Annotated in this window: 18 protein-coding genes; 3 read left to right on the forward strand and 15 right to left on the reverse strand. The window is 42.3% G+C overall.

Annotation, left to right across the window (positions count from 1 at the left end):
* Positions 1–19 precede the first annotated feature (19 nt).
* From Q0688_RS05445 to nadE, 15 genes are all read right to left on the reverse strand, one after another.
* Positions 20–751, reverse strand: coding sequence for an ABC transporter ATP-binding protein (locus Q0688_RS05445; protein ID WP_299073962.1), 732 nt, complete (start codon positions 749–751; stop codon positions 20–22).
* 1 nt (position 752) lies between these two features.
* The gene (locus tag Q0688_RS05450) at positions 753–1973 is read right to left on the reverse strand and encodes an efflux RND transporter periplasmic adaptor subunit (protein WP_299073964.1); all 1221 of its coding nucleotides are present in this window, start codon (positions 1971–1973) and stop codon (positions 753–755) included.
* Positions 1974–2356: 383 nt separating this feature from the next.
* The gene (locus tag Q0688_RS05455) at positions 2357–2746 is read right to left on the reverse strand and encodes an MAPEG family protein (protein WP_299073966.1); all 390 of its coding nucleotides are present in this window, start codon (positions 2744–2746) and stop codon (positions 2357–2359) included.
* 82 nt (positions 2747–2828) lie between these two features.
* Positions 2829–3473 carry an adenylate kinase gene (gene adk / locus Q0688_RS05460; RefSeq protein WP_299073968.1) on the reverse strand — a complete coding sequence of 215 codons (645 nt, stop codon included), beginning with the start codon at positions 3471–3473 and terminating at the stop codon, positions 2829–2831.
* 189 nt (positions 3474–3662) lie between these two features.
* Positions 3663–5603, reverse strand: coding sequence for a molecular chaperone HtpG (gene htpG, locus Q0688_RS05465; protein WP_299073970.1), 1941 nt, complete (start codon positions 5601–5603; stop codon positions 3663–3665).
* A gap of 105 nt (positions 5604–5708) precedes the next feature.
* Positions 5709–6308, reverse strand: coding sequence for a recombination mediator RecR (gene recR, locus Q0688_RS05470; RefSeq protein ID WP_299073972.1), 600 nt, complete (start codon positions 6306–6308; stop codon positions 5709–5711).
* A gap of 27 nt (positions 6309–6335) precedes the next feature.
* Complete coding sequence (locus Q0688_RS05475) at positions 6336–6665, reverse strand: YbaB/EbfC family nucleoid-associated protein (RefSeq protein WP_299074217.1); 330 nt, start codon at positions 6663–6665, stop codon at positions 6336–6338.
* Positions 6666–6700: 35 nt separating this feature from the next.
* Positions 6701–9025: a DNA polymerase III subunit gamma/tau gene (gene dnaX, locus Q0688_RS05480; RefSeq protein ID WP_299073974.1), complete on the reverse strand. Its 2325-nt coding sequence runs from the start codon at positions 9023–9025 to the stop codon at positions 6701–6703.
* Between the two features lie 6 nt (positions 9026–9031).
* Positions 9032–9568, reverse strand: a complete 537-nt coding sequence (apt, locus tag Q0688_RS05485) for an adenine phosphoribosyltransferase (protein ID WP_299073976.1) — start codon at positions 9566–9568, stop codon at positions 9032–9034.
* Positions 9569–9616: 48 nt separating this feature from the next.
* On the reverse strand, positions 9617–9739 hold the full coding sequence (locus Q0688_RS05490) for a hypothetical protein (protein WP_299073978.1): 123 nt from the start codon (positions 9737–9739) through the stop codon (positions 9617–9619).
* 122 nt (positions 9740–9861) lie between these two features.
* Positions 9862–10602 (reverse strand): putative DNA-binding domain-containing protein, encoded by a 741-nt coding sequence (locus Q0688_RS05495; protein WP_299073980.1) that lies wholly within the window; start codon positions 10600–10602, stop codon positions 9862–9864.
* Positions 10602–11450: a DUF692 domain-containing protein gene (locus tag Q0688_RS05500; RefSeq protein ID WP_299073982.1), complete on the reverse strand. Its 849-nt coding sequence runs from the start codon at positions 11448–11450 to the stop codon at positions 10602–10604. The genes Q0688_RS05495 and Q0688_RS05500 overlap by 1 nt, the downstream gene beginning before the upstream one ends.
* Before the next feature lie 96 nt (positions 11451–11546).
* A complete protein-coding gene (locus Q0688_RS05505) occupies positions 11547–11918 on the reverse strand; it encodes a hypothetical protein (RefSeq protein ID WP_299073984.1) in 372 nt (123 codons plus the stop codon).
* 180 nt (positions 11919–12098) lie between these two features.
* Complete coding sequence (glnB, locus tag Q0688_RS05510; protein WP_299073987.1) at positions 12099–12437, reverse strand: nitrogen regulatory protein P-II; 339 nt, start codon at positions 12435–12437, stop codon at positions 12099–12101.
* Positions 12438–12474: 37 nt separating this feature from the next.
* Positions 12475–13305 (reverse strand): ammonia-dependent NAD(+) synthetase, encoded by an 831-nt coding sequence (gene nadE / locus Q0688_RS05515; RefSeq protein WP_299073989.1) that lies wholly within the window; start codon positions 13303–13305, stop codon positions 12475–12477.
* A gap of 219 nt (positions 13306–13524) precedes the next feature.
* On the opposite strand from nadE, the gene Q0688_RS05520 reads away from it, so the two are divergent.
* From Q0688_RS05520 to glpQ, 3 genes are all read left to right on the forward strand, one after another.
* Entirely contained in the window at positions 13525–14067 is a 543-nt protein-coding gene (locus tag Q0688_RS05520; RefSeq protein WP_299073991.1) for a GspH/FimT family pseudopilin, read from the forward strand.
* 139 nt (positions 14068–14206) lie between these two features.
* Positions 14207–14590 carry a lactoylglutathione lyase gene (gene gloA / locus Q0688_RS05525; protein ID WP_299073993.1) on the forward strand — a complete coding sequence of 128 codons (384 nt, stop codon included), beginning with the start codon at positions 14207–14209 and terminating at the stop codon, positions 14588–14590.
* A gap of 9 nt (positions 14591–14599) precedes the next feature.
* Positions 14600–15616, forward strand: coding sequence for a glycerophosphodiester phosphodiesterase (glpQ, locus tag Q0688_RS05530; protein WP_299073996.1), 1017 nt, complete (start codon positions 14600–14602; stop codon positions 15614–15616).
* The last annotated feature ends 52 nt before the right edge of the window (positions 15617–15668 follow it).

Genomic DNA, 15668 nt, shown 5'->3' on the forward strand with positions numbered 1-15668 from the left:
GAATTAGATCACAACTAACTTATTCGCAAACTTCGCGAAGCCGCTTTGCTACCTGACGCACGTCACTTTCCAGTACACCATCTCTTAGGCGCACCACTCGTTGAGCGTATTCGGCAATATCATCTTCATGGGTTACCAATACGATAGTGTTACCTTTTTCGTGAAGTTCGTCCATCAACATCATAATGTCATCACCCGTTTCAGTATCGAGGTTACCGGTTGGTTCATCTGCCAAAATGATCGACGGATTGCATACTAACGCTCGGGCGATGGCGACCCTTTGTCGCTGCCCGCCTGAAAGCTCGTTGGGCTTATGATTTTTGTGGGAGGTAAGCCCCACCGATTCAATCACTTCATCTACAATCTTTTTGCGTTGGGATTTACGTACTCCCTTGTAAATGAGAGGTAGCTCAACATTGTTAAATACGCTTACTCGAGGAACCAAATTAAAGGTTTGAAAAACAAAACCAATCTTCTCATTGCGAATAGCAGCCAGTTGGTCTTCGCTCATTTCCCCTACTGATTCGCCTTCTAACATATAGGTGCCTGAGGTTGGAACGTCTAAACAACCAATCATATTCATTAAGGTTGACTTGCCCGATCCAGAAGGCCCCATAATTGCGACATACTCGCCTTGCCTAATTTGCAAAGACACACCTTTTAGAGCACGAACTTGTTGTTCACCCATTTGATAAGTCTTAGTAATATTATCAATCACTAAGGTTGCTTGAGAGCCGTTTTGAGAGGCCATATTAGTTATCCTCCTGTTCCTTGATTTTTACATCAGAGCCGTTTTCTAGCTCGCGGGATATGGCGCGGTAGCTTCCTGTTACTATGTTATCTCCAACTTCGACACCCTCTACTATTTCAATCAAAGATTCGCCTTGTATCCCAGTTTTCACTTGTTTTGCTGTCACTTTATTGTTGCTCTCAACAAACACAACTTCCACAAAGCCATCTTCTGCTGCGGTGTAGGTTTTGCCATCAGCCTTGAGTTGTTCTTCGGTGCGTACCGTTACTGACTGTAAGGGTACGCTTACTGCATTTTCCCGCGTATCGGTTACCACATCGGCGCTGGCGGTCATACCGGGACGCAATTCTTTCACATCGCTAGTAATGCTAATAGTGACTTCAAATTCTGTTTTTTGACTATTACTACCCGGCTGTTGATCAACCGCACTACTGGCAATTTCACTCACACTACCGTTAATTTTTTTACCCAATAGTGCATCTACTTCAATTTCCGCTTGCTGCCCCAAAGCGATAGAAACGATGTCGTTTTCATCGACTTTAACCAAAGCTTCCATTTGGTTCAGATTAGCAATGATCATTATCACGTCTTCTTGAAACTGGGAGCCAATGGCAATTTCGCCTAATTCTTTGTTAAGTTTGCTGACAGTGCCCGACATAGGCGCGTATATAGTGGTTTTTGATAAGGCGTCTTTAGATTGTTTTAACATGCCTCGGGTTTGCTCAATTTGGTCTAGGGCCGACTCATGACGAGCAACTTCCACTTGATAAGCGGCTTCAGCACTGTCTAAAGTAGCTTGAGAGTCGAGCTTTTTGGCGACGAGTTCTTTGGCTCTATCGAGAACACGTTTAGCCTGCTTCAAGTTTTCCATCACTAGTTTGGCTTGCCCTTGAGCAGAGCGTACATTGGCTTCAGCACTTTCGAGACTGGCAACATAACGCTCCCTGTCTAGCTCGACTAAAAACTGTCCCTTCTCAACCCACTCGCCTTCTTTTACTTCCAATTTGGTAATTTTTGCGCTGACATCTGCGCTGATATTCACTTGGGTTTTTGGCTGGATTTTACCCGTGGCATTTACTTTTTGAATAATAGTCGCCAGTTCGACTTTAGCCGTTTCTACTTCGATACCTTGCTTTTCTTCTTCCTTAGTGAGCTGAAATACCGCCCCGCCTACAATAGCTAATACAATGATGCTGGTGATTATTTTTGTTGTTGTTTTCATTTTTTGGGTTCCGGATTTAAACATACTCGACTCACTCACAGGAATTTTCCTCTGAGCCAAAATTTAAATAAAGCTTAGTGATGATTTAGAAGTTATTACATCTAAGATACGTAAGTATTCATGTACAAAAGTAACAAAAACTAAATTCATTTATATCTAAGTCGAGAGAAACGGCGGAATAGTTTAAGAATAAAGGGGGGGTTATTGAAGTATTTATAGACTAATAAAATTCAGCCTAATCGTATTAAGGTGTTATTTATAAAAGGCTAAGACTGAAACCACGAGATTTATAGCGCTATAAACGCGCTACAACGAACCGAGAACAATGGCCAGGCTTTCAAAATTCACCTGCAATAAAATTGTTACAATTGCTGCAACACTTGTTACTTATACAAAATCAAAATATTAAGCACACTCAGTCCAAACAGCGCAGCAAAAGTCAACAACATCCCTGTCACGCGTTGCCAACTTGAGCCTGAGTGACGACGCACCCCAAATGCATGGATAAATCGACCAGCTAACAATGCCGTACCCGCTAAATGTAAAGCAATAGGATGACTATCATTCACTTCTGCTACAAACAACAAAATAAGCACTATGGGGGTATATTCGCTAAAGTTACCATGAGCGCGGACCACCTGCTGAAAATGATGGTCACCTCCATCACCTAAAGATATCTGTTTACTAAAGCGGCCTTTCACTACCAATATTGAAAAATACAAAAACAAAATACCCAATAAACCGGCATAAAACGCTGTAATGGGGGTATGCATATATTTTCTCCAAAAACGAATTCAAGGTATAAAAAAGCCCGCAATAACAGCAGGCCTCAAGTAACTCAATATTAGCGTTAACTTACCCTAGTAAAGTCGCTAGTTGAGTATTAACCGCTTCAACGGCTTGCGTGCCATCGAGCTTATGGTAGGCACAGTTACCTGAATTGGCTAACTCAGTGTAATAATCAACCAATGGCTTAGTTTGTTCATGGTAAATACCTAAACGCTTGCGGACCGTATCTTCTTGATCATCAGGGCGTATTGCTAAGTCTTCGCCCGTTGCGTCATCCTTACCTTCTACCTTAGGCGGGTTATAACGTAAGTGATAAACACGACCCGAACCTGGATGCACTCTACGGCCACTCATACGCTCAACTATGACTTCGTCAGCCACATCAAATTCAATCACGTGATCTACATTAATTCCTGCTTCTTGCATGGCATCAGCCTGGGGAATAGTACGAGGGAAACCATCGAGTAAAAACCCATTAGCACAATCGGCTTGAGCAATACGTTCTTTGACTAAGCCAATAATCAATTCATCGGAAACCAGTTGCCCTTCATCCATTACACGCTTAGCAGCTAAACCCAGTTCAGTACCGGCTTTAATGGCTGCTCGCAACATGTCTCCTGTCGATATTTGTGGAATACCATACTTACCCATTAAAAATTGGGCTTGAGTACCCTTACCTGCTCCAGGAGCACCAAGAAGAATAATGCGCATGCCTTGTCCTCTGAATAAAAATTTGCGTTAAAAAGTAAAGTGGCAACTTTACACATTCAACTTTAATGTTACAAGAATATTAAGGCCTAGATAGGTCCAGATATCCTTAAATAGTATACTTTTAGACTTTTGAAACAAAAACGGGCCTTAAAGCCCGTTTTTAGTAAACAATCTATAGCGTTTTGACCGCTATTTGGCCAAGCTAGCGAGTAGCTTGTTTAAGTTTTGCACAAAGCTTGCTGGATCTTTCAGACTGCCCTGTTCAGACAACGCTGCCTGATCAAACAACACTTCTGTCCATTGTGAAAACTGCTCTTCATCCTGCACGTCAGCTAATAACTTCACTAATTGATGCTCAGGGTTCATTTCAAAATGGTACTGCGCTTCAGGTACAGGTTGACCCGCAGCTTGCATCAGCTTGATCATTTGCGTGGTCATACCTTGTTCATCAGCCACAATACACGCAGGAGAGTCCGTTAAACGAGATGTGAATTTAACATCTTTCACTTTATCGCCAAGGGCAGCTTTTACTCGCTCAGCTAAACCTTCAACTTGCTTTTCAGCTTCTTCTAGGGCCTTTTTGCTTTCTTCGTCGTCTAAGTCACCTAAATCTAATGCACCGTGAGTGATTGACTCAAACGATTTCTCGTCAAAATCAGTCAGGTGAGACATTAACCATTCATCTACGCGATCAGCCATAAGCAACACTTCAATGCCTTTCTTACGGAAGATTTCTAGATGTGGGCTAGACTTAGCCGCCTGATAGCTGTCGGCTGTGATGTAGTAAATCTTTTCTTGCTTTTCTTGCATGCGGCTAATGTAGTCGGCAAGAGAAACCGTTTGTGCTTCTGAATCGCTATGAGTTGAAGCAAAACGTAACAAACCAGCAATTTTCTCTTTGTTGGCTTGATCTTCAGCAGGACCTTCTTTTAAAGCATTACCAAATTCAGCCCAAAATTCTTGATACTTGTCTGCGTCTTTGTTGGCAATTTTTTCAAGCATTTGTAATACACGCTTAGTACAACCCTGGCGCATTGCTTGAGTCACTTTGTTGTCTTGTAATATTTCACGAGACACATTCAGCGGCAAATCATTTGAGTCCAACAAACCTTTTACAAAACGTAGGTAAGTGGGCAACATTTGCTCGGCGTCATCCATAATAAATACACGCTGTACATAGAGTTTTAATCCATGTTTGTGCTCGCGATTCCACATATCAAACGGCGCTTTGCTTGGAATATATAACAAACTTGTATATTCGGTTTTGCCTTCAACCTTATTGTGAGACCAAGTCATTGGATCGCTAAAGTCGTGAGAAATATGCTTGTAAAATTCTTTGTATTCGTCGTCGTTAACGTCAGACTTATCACGAGTCCAAAGAGCAGTGGCTTTATTTACTGCTTCCCAAAACGCCGGTACGGCTGGGATTTTTTCACCCTCTTCGCCGTCAGGACCTTTAGGGCCATCACGCTCTGGCTCTTCTGCTTTGAACATTTTCACGGGAATACTGATGTGATCAGAGTATTTGCCGACTATTGAGCGTAAGCGCCAATCATCCAAAAACTCTTTTTCGTCTTCTTTTAAATGCAAAGTGATTTCAGTACCGCGCTCGGCTTTTTCAATTTCGGTGATTGTAAATTCACCTTCACCGGCCGATTGCCACTGCACACCTTGTGTTTTGTCGTCGCCTGCCGCACGAGTACGTACAGTCACGTTATCGGCTACGATAAATGCAGAATAGAAGCCAACACCAAACTGACCAATTAACTGTGAATCTTTAGCATCGTCGCCCGACAACTTACCAAAAAACTCTTTGGTACCCGACTTAGCAATGGTACCTAAGTGTTCAACCACATCGGCTTTGTTCATACCTATACCGTTGTCGGTAATAGTGACAGTACCCGCGTCTTTATCGACACTCAGTTTAACGTGCAAATCGCCGTCACCTTCGTAAAGGCTGTCGTTAGACAAGGCTTTAAAACGTAATTTATCTGCAGCATCGGCCGCGTTAGAGACTAATTCACGTAAGAATATTTCTTTATTTGAGTAAAGCGAATGGATCATCAATTGAAGTAATTGTTTTACTTCAGTTTGAAATCCATGAGTTTCTTGTTGGGCTGCTTCAGCCATAGCCAAGTATCTCCTAAGTTGTGGTTACTAAAATGACGATTAGGAGATAAGGCCGCTTAGCTTGATTTCAAGGATAAATTAATAATTTGTTTGCAATGGTGCTTTCTAAAGCTCTCTTCGCCCAGCAAAGGCGTGGGTCAAAGTATTTCCATCAATATATTCTAACTCGCCGCCTACAGGCACACCGTGTGCAATACGACTGGCGTGAATAGCTTGTGTTTTACACATTTGTCCAATGTAGTGCGCGGTGGCTTCGCCTTCCACTGTAGGGTTAGTGGCTAGGATCACTTCTTGGATCTCGTCTTGCTGAAAAATTTGCGCCAATTGCTCTAAACCAATATCGGCAGGTCCAATACCGTCAATGGGCGATAAATGCCCCATTAGCACAAAATAGCGGCCCTTAAACTCAGAGGTTTGCTCGATGGCCAACATATCTTGTGGAGATTCCACCACACACAAAATTTGGTTTTCGTGGCGTTTAGGATTGGCGCACACTTCACATAACTTATTTTCACAGAAGGTACGACACTGCTCGCAATGTGTGACGTGTTCCATAGCGTTATGCAGCACATCGCTTAACTTTATCGCCCCTAGTCTATTACGCTCTAAAAGATGAAACGCCATACGCTGGGCACTTTTAGGCCCAACACCTGGCAAAATTTTAAAGGCATCAATCAATTCTTTTATTAAGGGGCTAAACTGCATTTCTCACCTGTGTTTATAGCGCGTAACTTAAAACGGCATCTTAAAGCCAGGAGGTAAAGGCATACCGCCTGTTACGTCGGCCATTTTTTCTTTGGTGGTTTCTTGGACACGTCTAACCCCATCGTTGAACGCTGCGGCCACTAAGTCTTCGATCATTTCCTTGTCTTCTTCCATAAGGCTTGCGTCAATATCGACGCGGCGTATGGCATGATTACACGTCATAGTCACTTTAACTAAACCCGCACCCGACTCGCCTGTGACTTCTGTTTTGGCTAACTCTTCTTGATTCTTTTGCATGCGCTCTTGCATTTGTTGCGCTTGCTTCATCATGTTACCCATTCCACCTTTCATCATAATTTGTCTCTCTTTCTCTTAATTAAAATTTGTTGTGACTATCTTGCTTGAATGCTTTGTTGGTCTACTTTTGCTGCAAAGTTTTGTTGCAGCAATTGAATGCCGGGGTCGTTTTTAACCACTTCACGGGCGTATTCTTGACGCACTTGGTTTACTTTACCTTGTAGCGCGTAGGGAGTGTTAATGGGTTGTCCTAGCTCGATTTCAAGTTCAATACTTTGATTAAGTGCCAAGCACAGGGCTTGTTGCAACTGTTGCTGAGCCGTTTCTGAAATAAGGTGGGCTTTTGATTGTAACAAGGTTAATTTAACGGTATTGCCTTGGTGATGAAATGCAGAATGTAAGGCCAGTTGCTTGGTCAACGCTGTCACTTGCATCTCTTCTATCAAGCGGCTCCAGTTATCGACTTGCAAAGCCTTTGTCACTTTTTGTTTGTTTGGCAAAAAGGCTGCTATGTCTAAGGTGACATCCCCCACATTTTCTTTATCCAAGTGCGCACTTGAGTCAAATGCAACAGCTTCTTGAGGTTCACTTTCTGCTGAAAATGGACTAGGGCCGGCATTAGCAGGAATATCGGGGAGTGGTGAGTCTACAGACCAAGGCGGAGCATTATTACCATTGGGCTTTACTGGTATCGGTTCTGATCCCAGAGGTGAGGTTTGACTGGGTACTTCAGCACGGTGTGCTACAGGTGCATTATCAACATCTTGGCTAAGGTTGCGAGCAAAAGCTAAATTGGGCGGCGTGACACTCTCAAGCTTTTTTACTGGGTCTGTGCCTTCCCCCTCTTCACTTTTACTTTGGTGTATTTTATTACGTAGCGCGATTAAATCGGCGGTGGTGGTTTGATGTGTATTTTGTTGATGCTGTTCATCTGTGGCTACTTCAGTATTCTCAAACGCCCTTTGGGGGACATCATTCAGCACTGCTTCAGTTGGTTGCTCATCCATAGCTACAGTTTGATATTGATCGTAATCGACAACTTGATGACCAAAACCTTCGGCCTGAGCCATAATATCTTGCTGCTGAGCAAATAAGTCCGCTTCTTCCGCTTCTGTTGCTGTGGGTTGCGTCACTTGGGGCGCTAAACTTTGTGGTTGTGACTGAGGTTGCGACTCTGGTTGCGAGGCTAGCTCAGGCGCTATTTGTTGATGCTTGGCACCATAACTGTCAATTGTGACTTCGGGTGCAATACTGGCTGCCTGGTTTGCTTGTGGTGCAACAGCACCCTCGACTTTGGGTGTTTTTGCGGCGATATCCAGCGCATCTAATTTCAAGTTTCCAGGACAAAACGCCAGCATACGCAATAGAGTCATTTCTAGCCCTGTTCGGGCATCTGCAGCATGAGGTAAGTCTTTTTTACCCGTTAAAGCAATTTGATACAGTAATTGAATTTGCTCTGCTGGCACGGTTTTAGCCAACTGAAAAATTGCTCTTGCAGCAATAGTTTCAAGCTTACAGGCGTCGGGTACAAACTGAGTTAATGCAATTTGATGTAACAAGCTCATCATTTCTGCCAAAACCAAGCCATAATCGGGCGCCTGTTGCGCCATCAATTCAACCTGCTGCAAGGTTGCCGCACTGTCCTTTTGGATAACCCCATGGATCAATTTAAGCACTTGGTTTTTATCCATCAGGCCAAGCATGTCGGTGACTATCTGCACACTTATGGCACCATTGCCTTGTGCTATGGCTTGATCGGTTAGGCTTAAGGCATCGCGCATACTGCCTTGGGCCGCTCTGGCTAATTGACTCAGTGACTCTTTGTCAAATGGGATGCTTTCTTGCCCCAGCACGTGTTCGAGTTGCTGGCTAATTTGAGTGCGCGATAAGGCTTTTAAATTAAACTGCAAACAGCGAGATAAAATAGTCACAGGCAGTTTTTGTGGATCTGTGGTCGCTAGTAGAAACTTCACATGAGGCGGTGGCTCTTCAAGAGTTTTAAGCAAAGCATTAAAACTATGCTTAGACAACATGTGTACTTCATCTATCAGGTAAACCTTGTAACGACCACGACTAGGCTTGTACTGTACGTTATCGAGTAGCTCCCGAGTGTCTTCGACCTTAGTGCGAGATGCGGCATCTATTTCGAGCAAGTCGATAAAATTACCGTTTTCGATTTCTTTACAGGTACTACATTGACCGCAAGGATGGGCACTTAATCCTTGCTCGCAGTTTAAACTTTTTGAAAAAATTCGCGCTATGGTGGTTTTACCCACACCTCTGGTGCCGGTAAACAAATAAGCATGGTGTAATCTATTGTTATCAAGTGCATTAGAAATAGCCGTGACAACATGTTCTTGCCCAACTAACTCGCCAAAGCGGTTAGGTCGCCATTTTCTTGCTAACACCTGATAACTCATAATTGACTACTCGCCTTCGAATTCACAAATAGAATAGCTGGTCACACCGCAGTCGATAAGTTTTTGCTCACCACCGAGTTCAGGTAAAGAGATAACAAAACCTGCGTGCTCTACCACGCCACCTAAACGGCGAATTAGATTTGCGGTGGCGATCATTGTGCCGCCCGTGGCCAATAAATCATCTAGCATGAGTACTTTCTCGCCAGGCTTGACTGAATCGCGATGTATTTCTAAACAATCTGTACCGTATTCAAGTTCGTAACTTTCGCTGATCACCTCTCGTGGCAATTTCTTGGGCTTACGCACAGGAATAAAGCCTATGCCAAGTTCAATGGCCAAAGGCGCACCAAACAAAAATCCACGAGCTTCGGTACCTGCCACTTTATCAAAGCCCATTGGCGCATAATGCTTTAACAGAAGTTCGATAGTGGCTGAGTAAGCTTTGTGATCTTCTAAAACTGAGGTCACATCACGAAACATGATCCCAGGCTTTGGATAATCGGGAACGGTTTTAATAACCGATTTTATATATTCGGCGGGCACGAATTTCTCCGTAATTTAATAATAAGATAAGTGAGATAGCGGCGGATATTAAAGGTAGAAAACGAACCAGCCAGCTATGGTAGGCATTAATGGCAGTGCTAGCAGCACACCTAAACCAGCAAGCAAATAGCCCCAACTAAAAGGGTCGTTCGACATATTTTCATCTTGCATTGTTACGCTCCAGACTTAAAGGGATGGCTCCCTTGTTAAACAACAATATTGAAGGCGCAGATGTTAATGCAAAGCTTAGTAAATTGATAGCCCTAAAAGCCAAGGTATAGCTAAGGGTAGGCCTATAGGGGGAATAAAATCTCTTGGTGCAATAACTGCTGCAATGTTTGTAGTAATGAATCAGTAATTTGTGAGGCGCCTAGTTGCGGAAGTGCCGCAATCATCATTTGTGTCAAAGACTCAACCCTCACCACGCCTTGCTGAGCAATAGTGTTTAACAAAAGTGCTGTTACTTCATTAACTAAGGTGAACTTCACTGCATCTGCCCTATCTCGATATATCACCAAAAATACCGTTTCACTAGGTCGTGACGGTTGAAAATCGACACTGATTTGATGTACTGGATACTGATAGCTCACTAAGGTCGCTAAGTCTGATAGTTGCACTTGGCTAAACTGAGAACGCCCATTCCAAGGCGTAAATTTTTGACTAGATTGACGCACACTTACGTCTAACTCTAACCATTCGTAATGGGCTAATTCAGCCATAAAAACGGGATCGCTTGCTGTTAACTCAAACTCGCTACTTAAGTATTCAACAAACTCTTTACTGATATCAATAAAATAAGGAGAGCGACAGCTATGTTCGCTAAAAAACTTTCGGGCTAAGGCTTGCCATTGTGATTCAGAATATACACTCTTTAATACTGGGAACCCGGCACTCAAGAAACCCAAAATATTATTAAAAAATAACTCTCGGTATACTTTTAGACGTCTATCTTCGATACCGGTTACTTTGGGGTGCGCTTGAGGATTTTTAATGTGCTGTATAAAAGCTTGTTGGGTATCTTTGAAAGATGTCATTAGGCGCTAAATTTTGTGGGTTGCTGGTTACAAACTTGTTGTTGAATTTGCCTTATCTTTTCAACCTCAACTAACAATTCATGGATAGGTGGAATATTAAAATCTCGTTCTAACAAGGTAGGAAACACCCCATGAATTTCGTAGGCTTTTTTGAGCAATTGCCAAACAGGCTCAATCACATCCGCGCCATGGGTATCAATTTTTAAATCGTCTGCTTCATCAAAATGTCCGGCTATATGGCCATAAACAATTTTACCTGTGGGCATGGCCGCTAAAAAGGCTTCGGGATCGTACTGATGGTTAATGGAGTTGACATAAATGTTGTTCACATCTAGCAACATCAAGCAACCCGACTCTTGTAGTACGGCTAAAGTGAATTCCTGCTCAGTCATTTCTTGTCCGGGAGCAGCATAATACGATACGTTTTCTAACAGCAAAGGCCGTTCGATAATATCTTGTACTTGCTTTACGCGCTCGACCACATGTTTAACGGCTTCACTGGTAAAAGGTATTGGCAGCAGATCATACAAATGCCCTTGCCCCGAGCAATAACTTAGATGTTCGCTGTAATACAACATCTGATGTTTATCTAAAAAAGTCTTAATGCTTTTGACAAAGTTAACATCTAAAGGGTCAGGGCTACCAATAGACAAAGATAAACCGTGGCTAACAAAATGGCTCGTAGACGTAAATTGATTAAGGTTTTTCTGATATTTACCGCCAAGAGGTAACCAATTTTCGGGTGCCACCTCCCAAAAATCCACTGAACGAGGAATGTCCGGTAGTAGCTCATTAAGCATTTCTCGGCGCAACCCTAAGCCTACCCCAGAAAGATGTTTTTTGTTCATTAGCTTTGTCGCTCAAACATATATATAAAGGCCAGCATTAGCCGGCCTTTATCCATTTAGTCAATTTTAGGTATTGAACTTACGCAGCAAACTCAGTTACTTAGAGGCGTCAGCGGTTTTTTTGGCTTTATCGCCACCACACTTACCTTCGCCACATTTGCCTTCACCGCATTTGCCTTCTTTCATGGCTTTAGCGGCTTTTTTGGCTTTATCACCACCGCACTTACCTTCGCCACATTTGCCTTCACCGCACTTGCCTTCTTTCATGGCTTTAGCGGTTTTTTTGGCTTTATCTTCACCACACTTACCTTCGCCACATTTGCCTTCAGTGACATCCTGCATGTAACCAGATTCTAAAGAATGAACACTGAATGGGTTAGTGCTGGCTTGGGCGCTTACAGAAGCTAGTGAGCCAATAACAACTGCACCTAGTGCAGTAGCGATAGTCGTTTTATTAATTTGTTGCATAAAGGTTTTCCTTTAATCATTTGGCTAATTAACACTAATGTTAGACTTAATCTTTCGGTTTCAATTTACAAGACCTAACAGCAATAATAATTATTTCAGAATTATTCTAAAACGGTTTGATTATCGATGAACGACGTTGTAATTCAGTTAAACAGCTTAATTTTGATAGCAATCTTACGGTTAAACCGCATCTTCATTTTCTTCGCCAGTACGAATTCGGATAACGCGCTCTACTTCACATACAAATATTTTACCATCTCCTATTTTCCCAGTTTGTGCGGTATTCATAATGGCTTCGATACATCTATCTACTTGATCATTCGCTACAATAAGTTCAATTTTCACTTTGGGCAGAAAGTCGACACTGTACTCTGCCCCTCGGTACAATTCAGTATGGCCTTTTTGCCTACCGAAGCCTTTGACTTCAGTTACTGTCATACCGCTAACGCCCACTTCTGACAATGCTTCACGCACATCATCCATCTTAAATGGCTTTATTACCGCTTCTATCTTTTTCATTTTCTTCTCAGTTAATGTCGCTGGTGAATGTAAACTCTTAATCGTATATTGTGGGTATTGGTACACGCTTATGTTGCGTTTTTTCAAAAATAGTGACAAGTTTTTCAGCTATCTCATCTGTGACCTTTTTACCCTCTAAGAAATCATCTATTTGGTCATAGCTCATGCCTAAAGCTTGTTCATCTGACTTTTGTGGTGACAAAGATTCTAAATCTGCTGTGGGCGCCTTATGCACCAGATGTGTTGGAGTCTCTAAAAACATAGCTATCTGCCTTACTTGACGTTTATTTAAACCAAATAAAGGGGCGAGATCACAGGCACCATCTCCATATTTAGTATAAAAACCAGTAATATTCTCTGCTGAATGATCTGTACCTAAGACTAAACCATCGAGTAAGCCGGCTACTTGATATTGCGCCACCATGCGGGTACGAGCCTTAACATTGCCTTTTACAAAATCGCATTTAGTTTCGTTTTCTGGCAATAACTTCGCATTTTGCATCGCAATACGAGTTTGTTTATCAATAGCGTCAGCACCGGGTTGCACATTAATAGTCAAACTTTGACTGGGCCGGATAAAATCGATTGATGCTTGAGCATCATCTTCATCAGCTTGCACATCATAGGGCAATCTAACCGCTATAAACTGATAACCTAGTTGCTGTTGTTGATTGAGTTCGTTGACTGCTATTTGCGCCAAACGCCCCAATGTACATGAGTCTATACCACCACTGATCCCTAATACTAAGGTTTTACTGCCACTGCTGTTAAGTTGCGCCTTAATAAAATTGACCCTACGTTCAACTTCATATTTAACATCAATTTTAGGTAAAACTCGCATTTTCTCTATCACACTATTCGATTGCATTTCTTACCCTTATAACGACATGCCAGTTTTACTATACGGTTAGGTTGATGATTTTTATCATAATTATTATCTAGTGGTTATAACCTGAAAGTAAACTACAGTTCAATATTATTAAGATGTGTATGTTAATCCTAACCTTTGACAACGATTACATACCCTAAAAATTCAGATATAGTTTATCTTATTAGCCATTCACCTCAAAATGACCGAGTAAATAACGTGAAACAACAGAAAGGTGTGACACTGGTTGAGTTAATGGTCACCGTGTCGATTGTTGCAATAATATTGGCATTTGTTGCCCCAAGTGTTCAGAGTATATTAATTAAAAATCGTATTGTTGCGGAGATTAACGAAACCAGTTCGCTGATCCAATATGCTAGGCACCATGCAATTGACGAACAAGCTTTAGTCGTGGTCTGTCCTTCTGCGGATTATTCTAACTGCTCTACAGATTGGAATGATCCCAAAATAGTGTTTATTGATGATGACGCCAACACCATTCGCGGCGCCAATGAAGAGTTATTGGTGTCTATCGGTAAAACATCACAAGCCAGCGTGATGACCAACACCAACGCTATTATTATTTTTTCTGAAACCGGCGAAGCTAACCTAGCCACCGAAATTTTACTGTGCCACAAAGATGGTGAAGCAAAATATGCCCGAGCTTTGTCAGTCAGCCTACAAGGTCGCGTTAAAATGAGCAGCGACAGTGATAGAAATGGTATCAACGAAAACGCTGCCGGAACCGAACTTTCCTGTTAATACTATGGGTAGCTCCTTATGACTACCCTTAAATACCCTTGATTCACCTCCCTTGCGTTAAATAAACATCTGCTTGTCATATTATTTTCTTATTTTTGTTTTATTATGGGCTCATATCAACTCATTCAAAGGAATATTCATGCGCTTACTGCACACTATGCTGCGGGTTGGCAATCTCCAAGCATCTATCGATTTTTATACTCAAATAATGGGCATGAAATTACTCAGGAAAAGTGACAATCAAGCGTACAAATATACCCTAGCGTTTGTAGGCTACGGTGAAGAGTCGGACACGACTGTGCTGGAATTGACCTACAACTGGGATACCAAAGAATATCAAATGGGTGACGCTTATGGTCATATTGCGATTGCGGTAGACAATATTTATGACCTATGTGAGTCTATTGAGCGACAGGGTGGCGATGTATATCGTCAGCCCGGTCCTGTAAAAGGTGGTAACACCGTGATTGCTTTTGTGCGCGACCCAGACGGTTATGCTATCGAATTAATTGAACGTAAATAAGTGAGTATTATGAAATTATATCTTTTAGGCCTGCTATTGATGGTTTCTGGTTGCCAGGTGGCTCCTGTTAAACCTATAGATCCTGTTATTAAATCTTTGGCTGCTACTAAGCCTCTGGTAATTGCACATAGAGGGGCTCCTGGTTATTTGCCAGAGCATACCTTAGAGTCTGCTACCTTAGCCTTTGCACAAGGGGCTGATTTTATCGAACAAGACTTAGTGGTGACGAAAGACTCAAAAATAGTGGTATTGCATGATATTCACCTTGAAACCGTCACTAATGTAGAGCAAATGTTTCCTAGCAGAAAACGAGGGGATGGCCGTTATTACGCCTTAGACTTCACCTTAGCCGAATTAAAAACCCTTAGGGTACACGAACGTCAAGACGGTAAAGCAAAACAAGTCTTTCCTAACCGATATCAAGGTAATGGCCATTTTACCATCGCCACCTTTGAAGAACATATTGAACTCATCCAACAACTTAACCGCCAGTTTAATAAAACCATAGGCTTCTATCCTGAAATAAAGTCCCCCGCTTGGCACCGACAACAAGGAGTAGACATAAGTAAACTTGTTGTGGCAGAGTTGCGAAAACATAATTTAGATGACCCAAATAAAGCGATTTATGTGCAATGCTTTGATTTTGAAGAGACTCAGAGATTACGTAACGAGCTAAAACTCAAAGCAAAACTAGTGCAACTACTTGCCGAAAATGATTGGCAAGAATCCCCTAGCGATTATGACCTGTTAAAAACCCCTGCGGGACTAAAAGCCATCGCCAAAGTCGCCCAAGGTGTTGGCCCGTGGATCCCGCAGCTAGTTGATTTAAAAACACTACAACCCACAGGCTTAGTGAAGCAAGCACACCTAGCAGGCTTACAAGTACACCCTTACACCTTTAGGCAAGACGCGCTACCTAAAGGGTTGAATACTCAACAAACTCTGCAGTTGCTGTTTACAAAAATCAAAGTGAATGGATTGTTTACCGACTTTACAGATACTGTAGTGGAACATCTCGCAGAATAGAAAATACTATACTTACAGAGCAATATGTCATGTTCTTGCTCTGTAAGTCACT

The sequence above is a fragment of the uncultured Paraglaciecola sp. genome, from assembly GCF_937123705.1.
Lineage (GTDB): Bacteria > Pseudomonadota > Gammaproteobacteria > Enterobacterales > Alteromonadaceae > Paraglaciecola.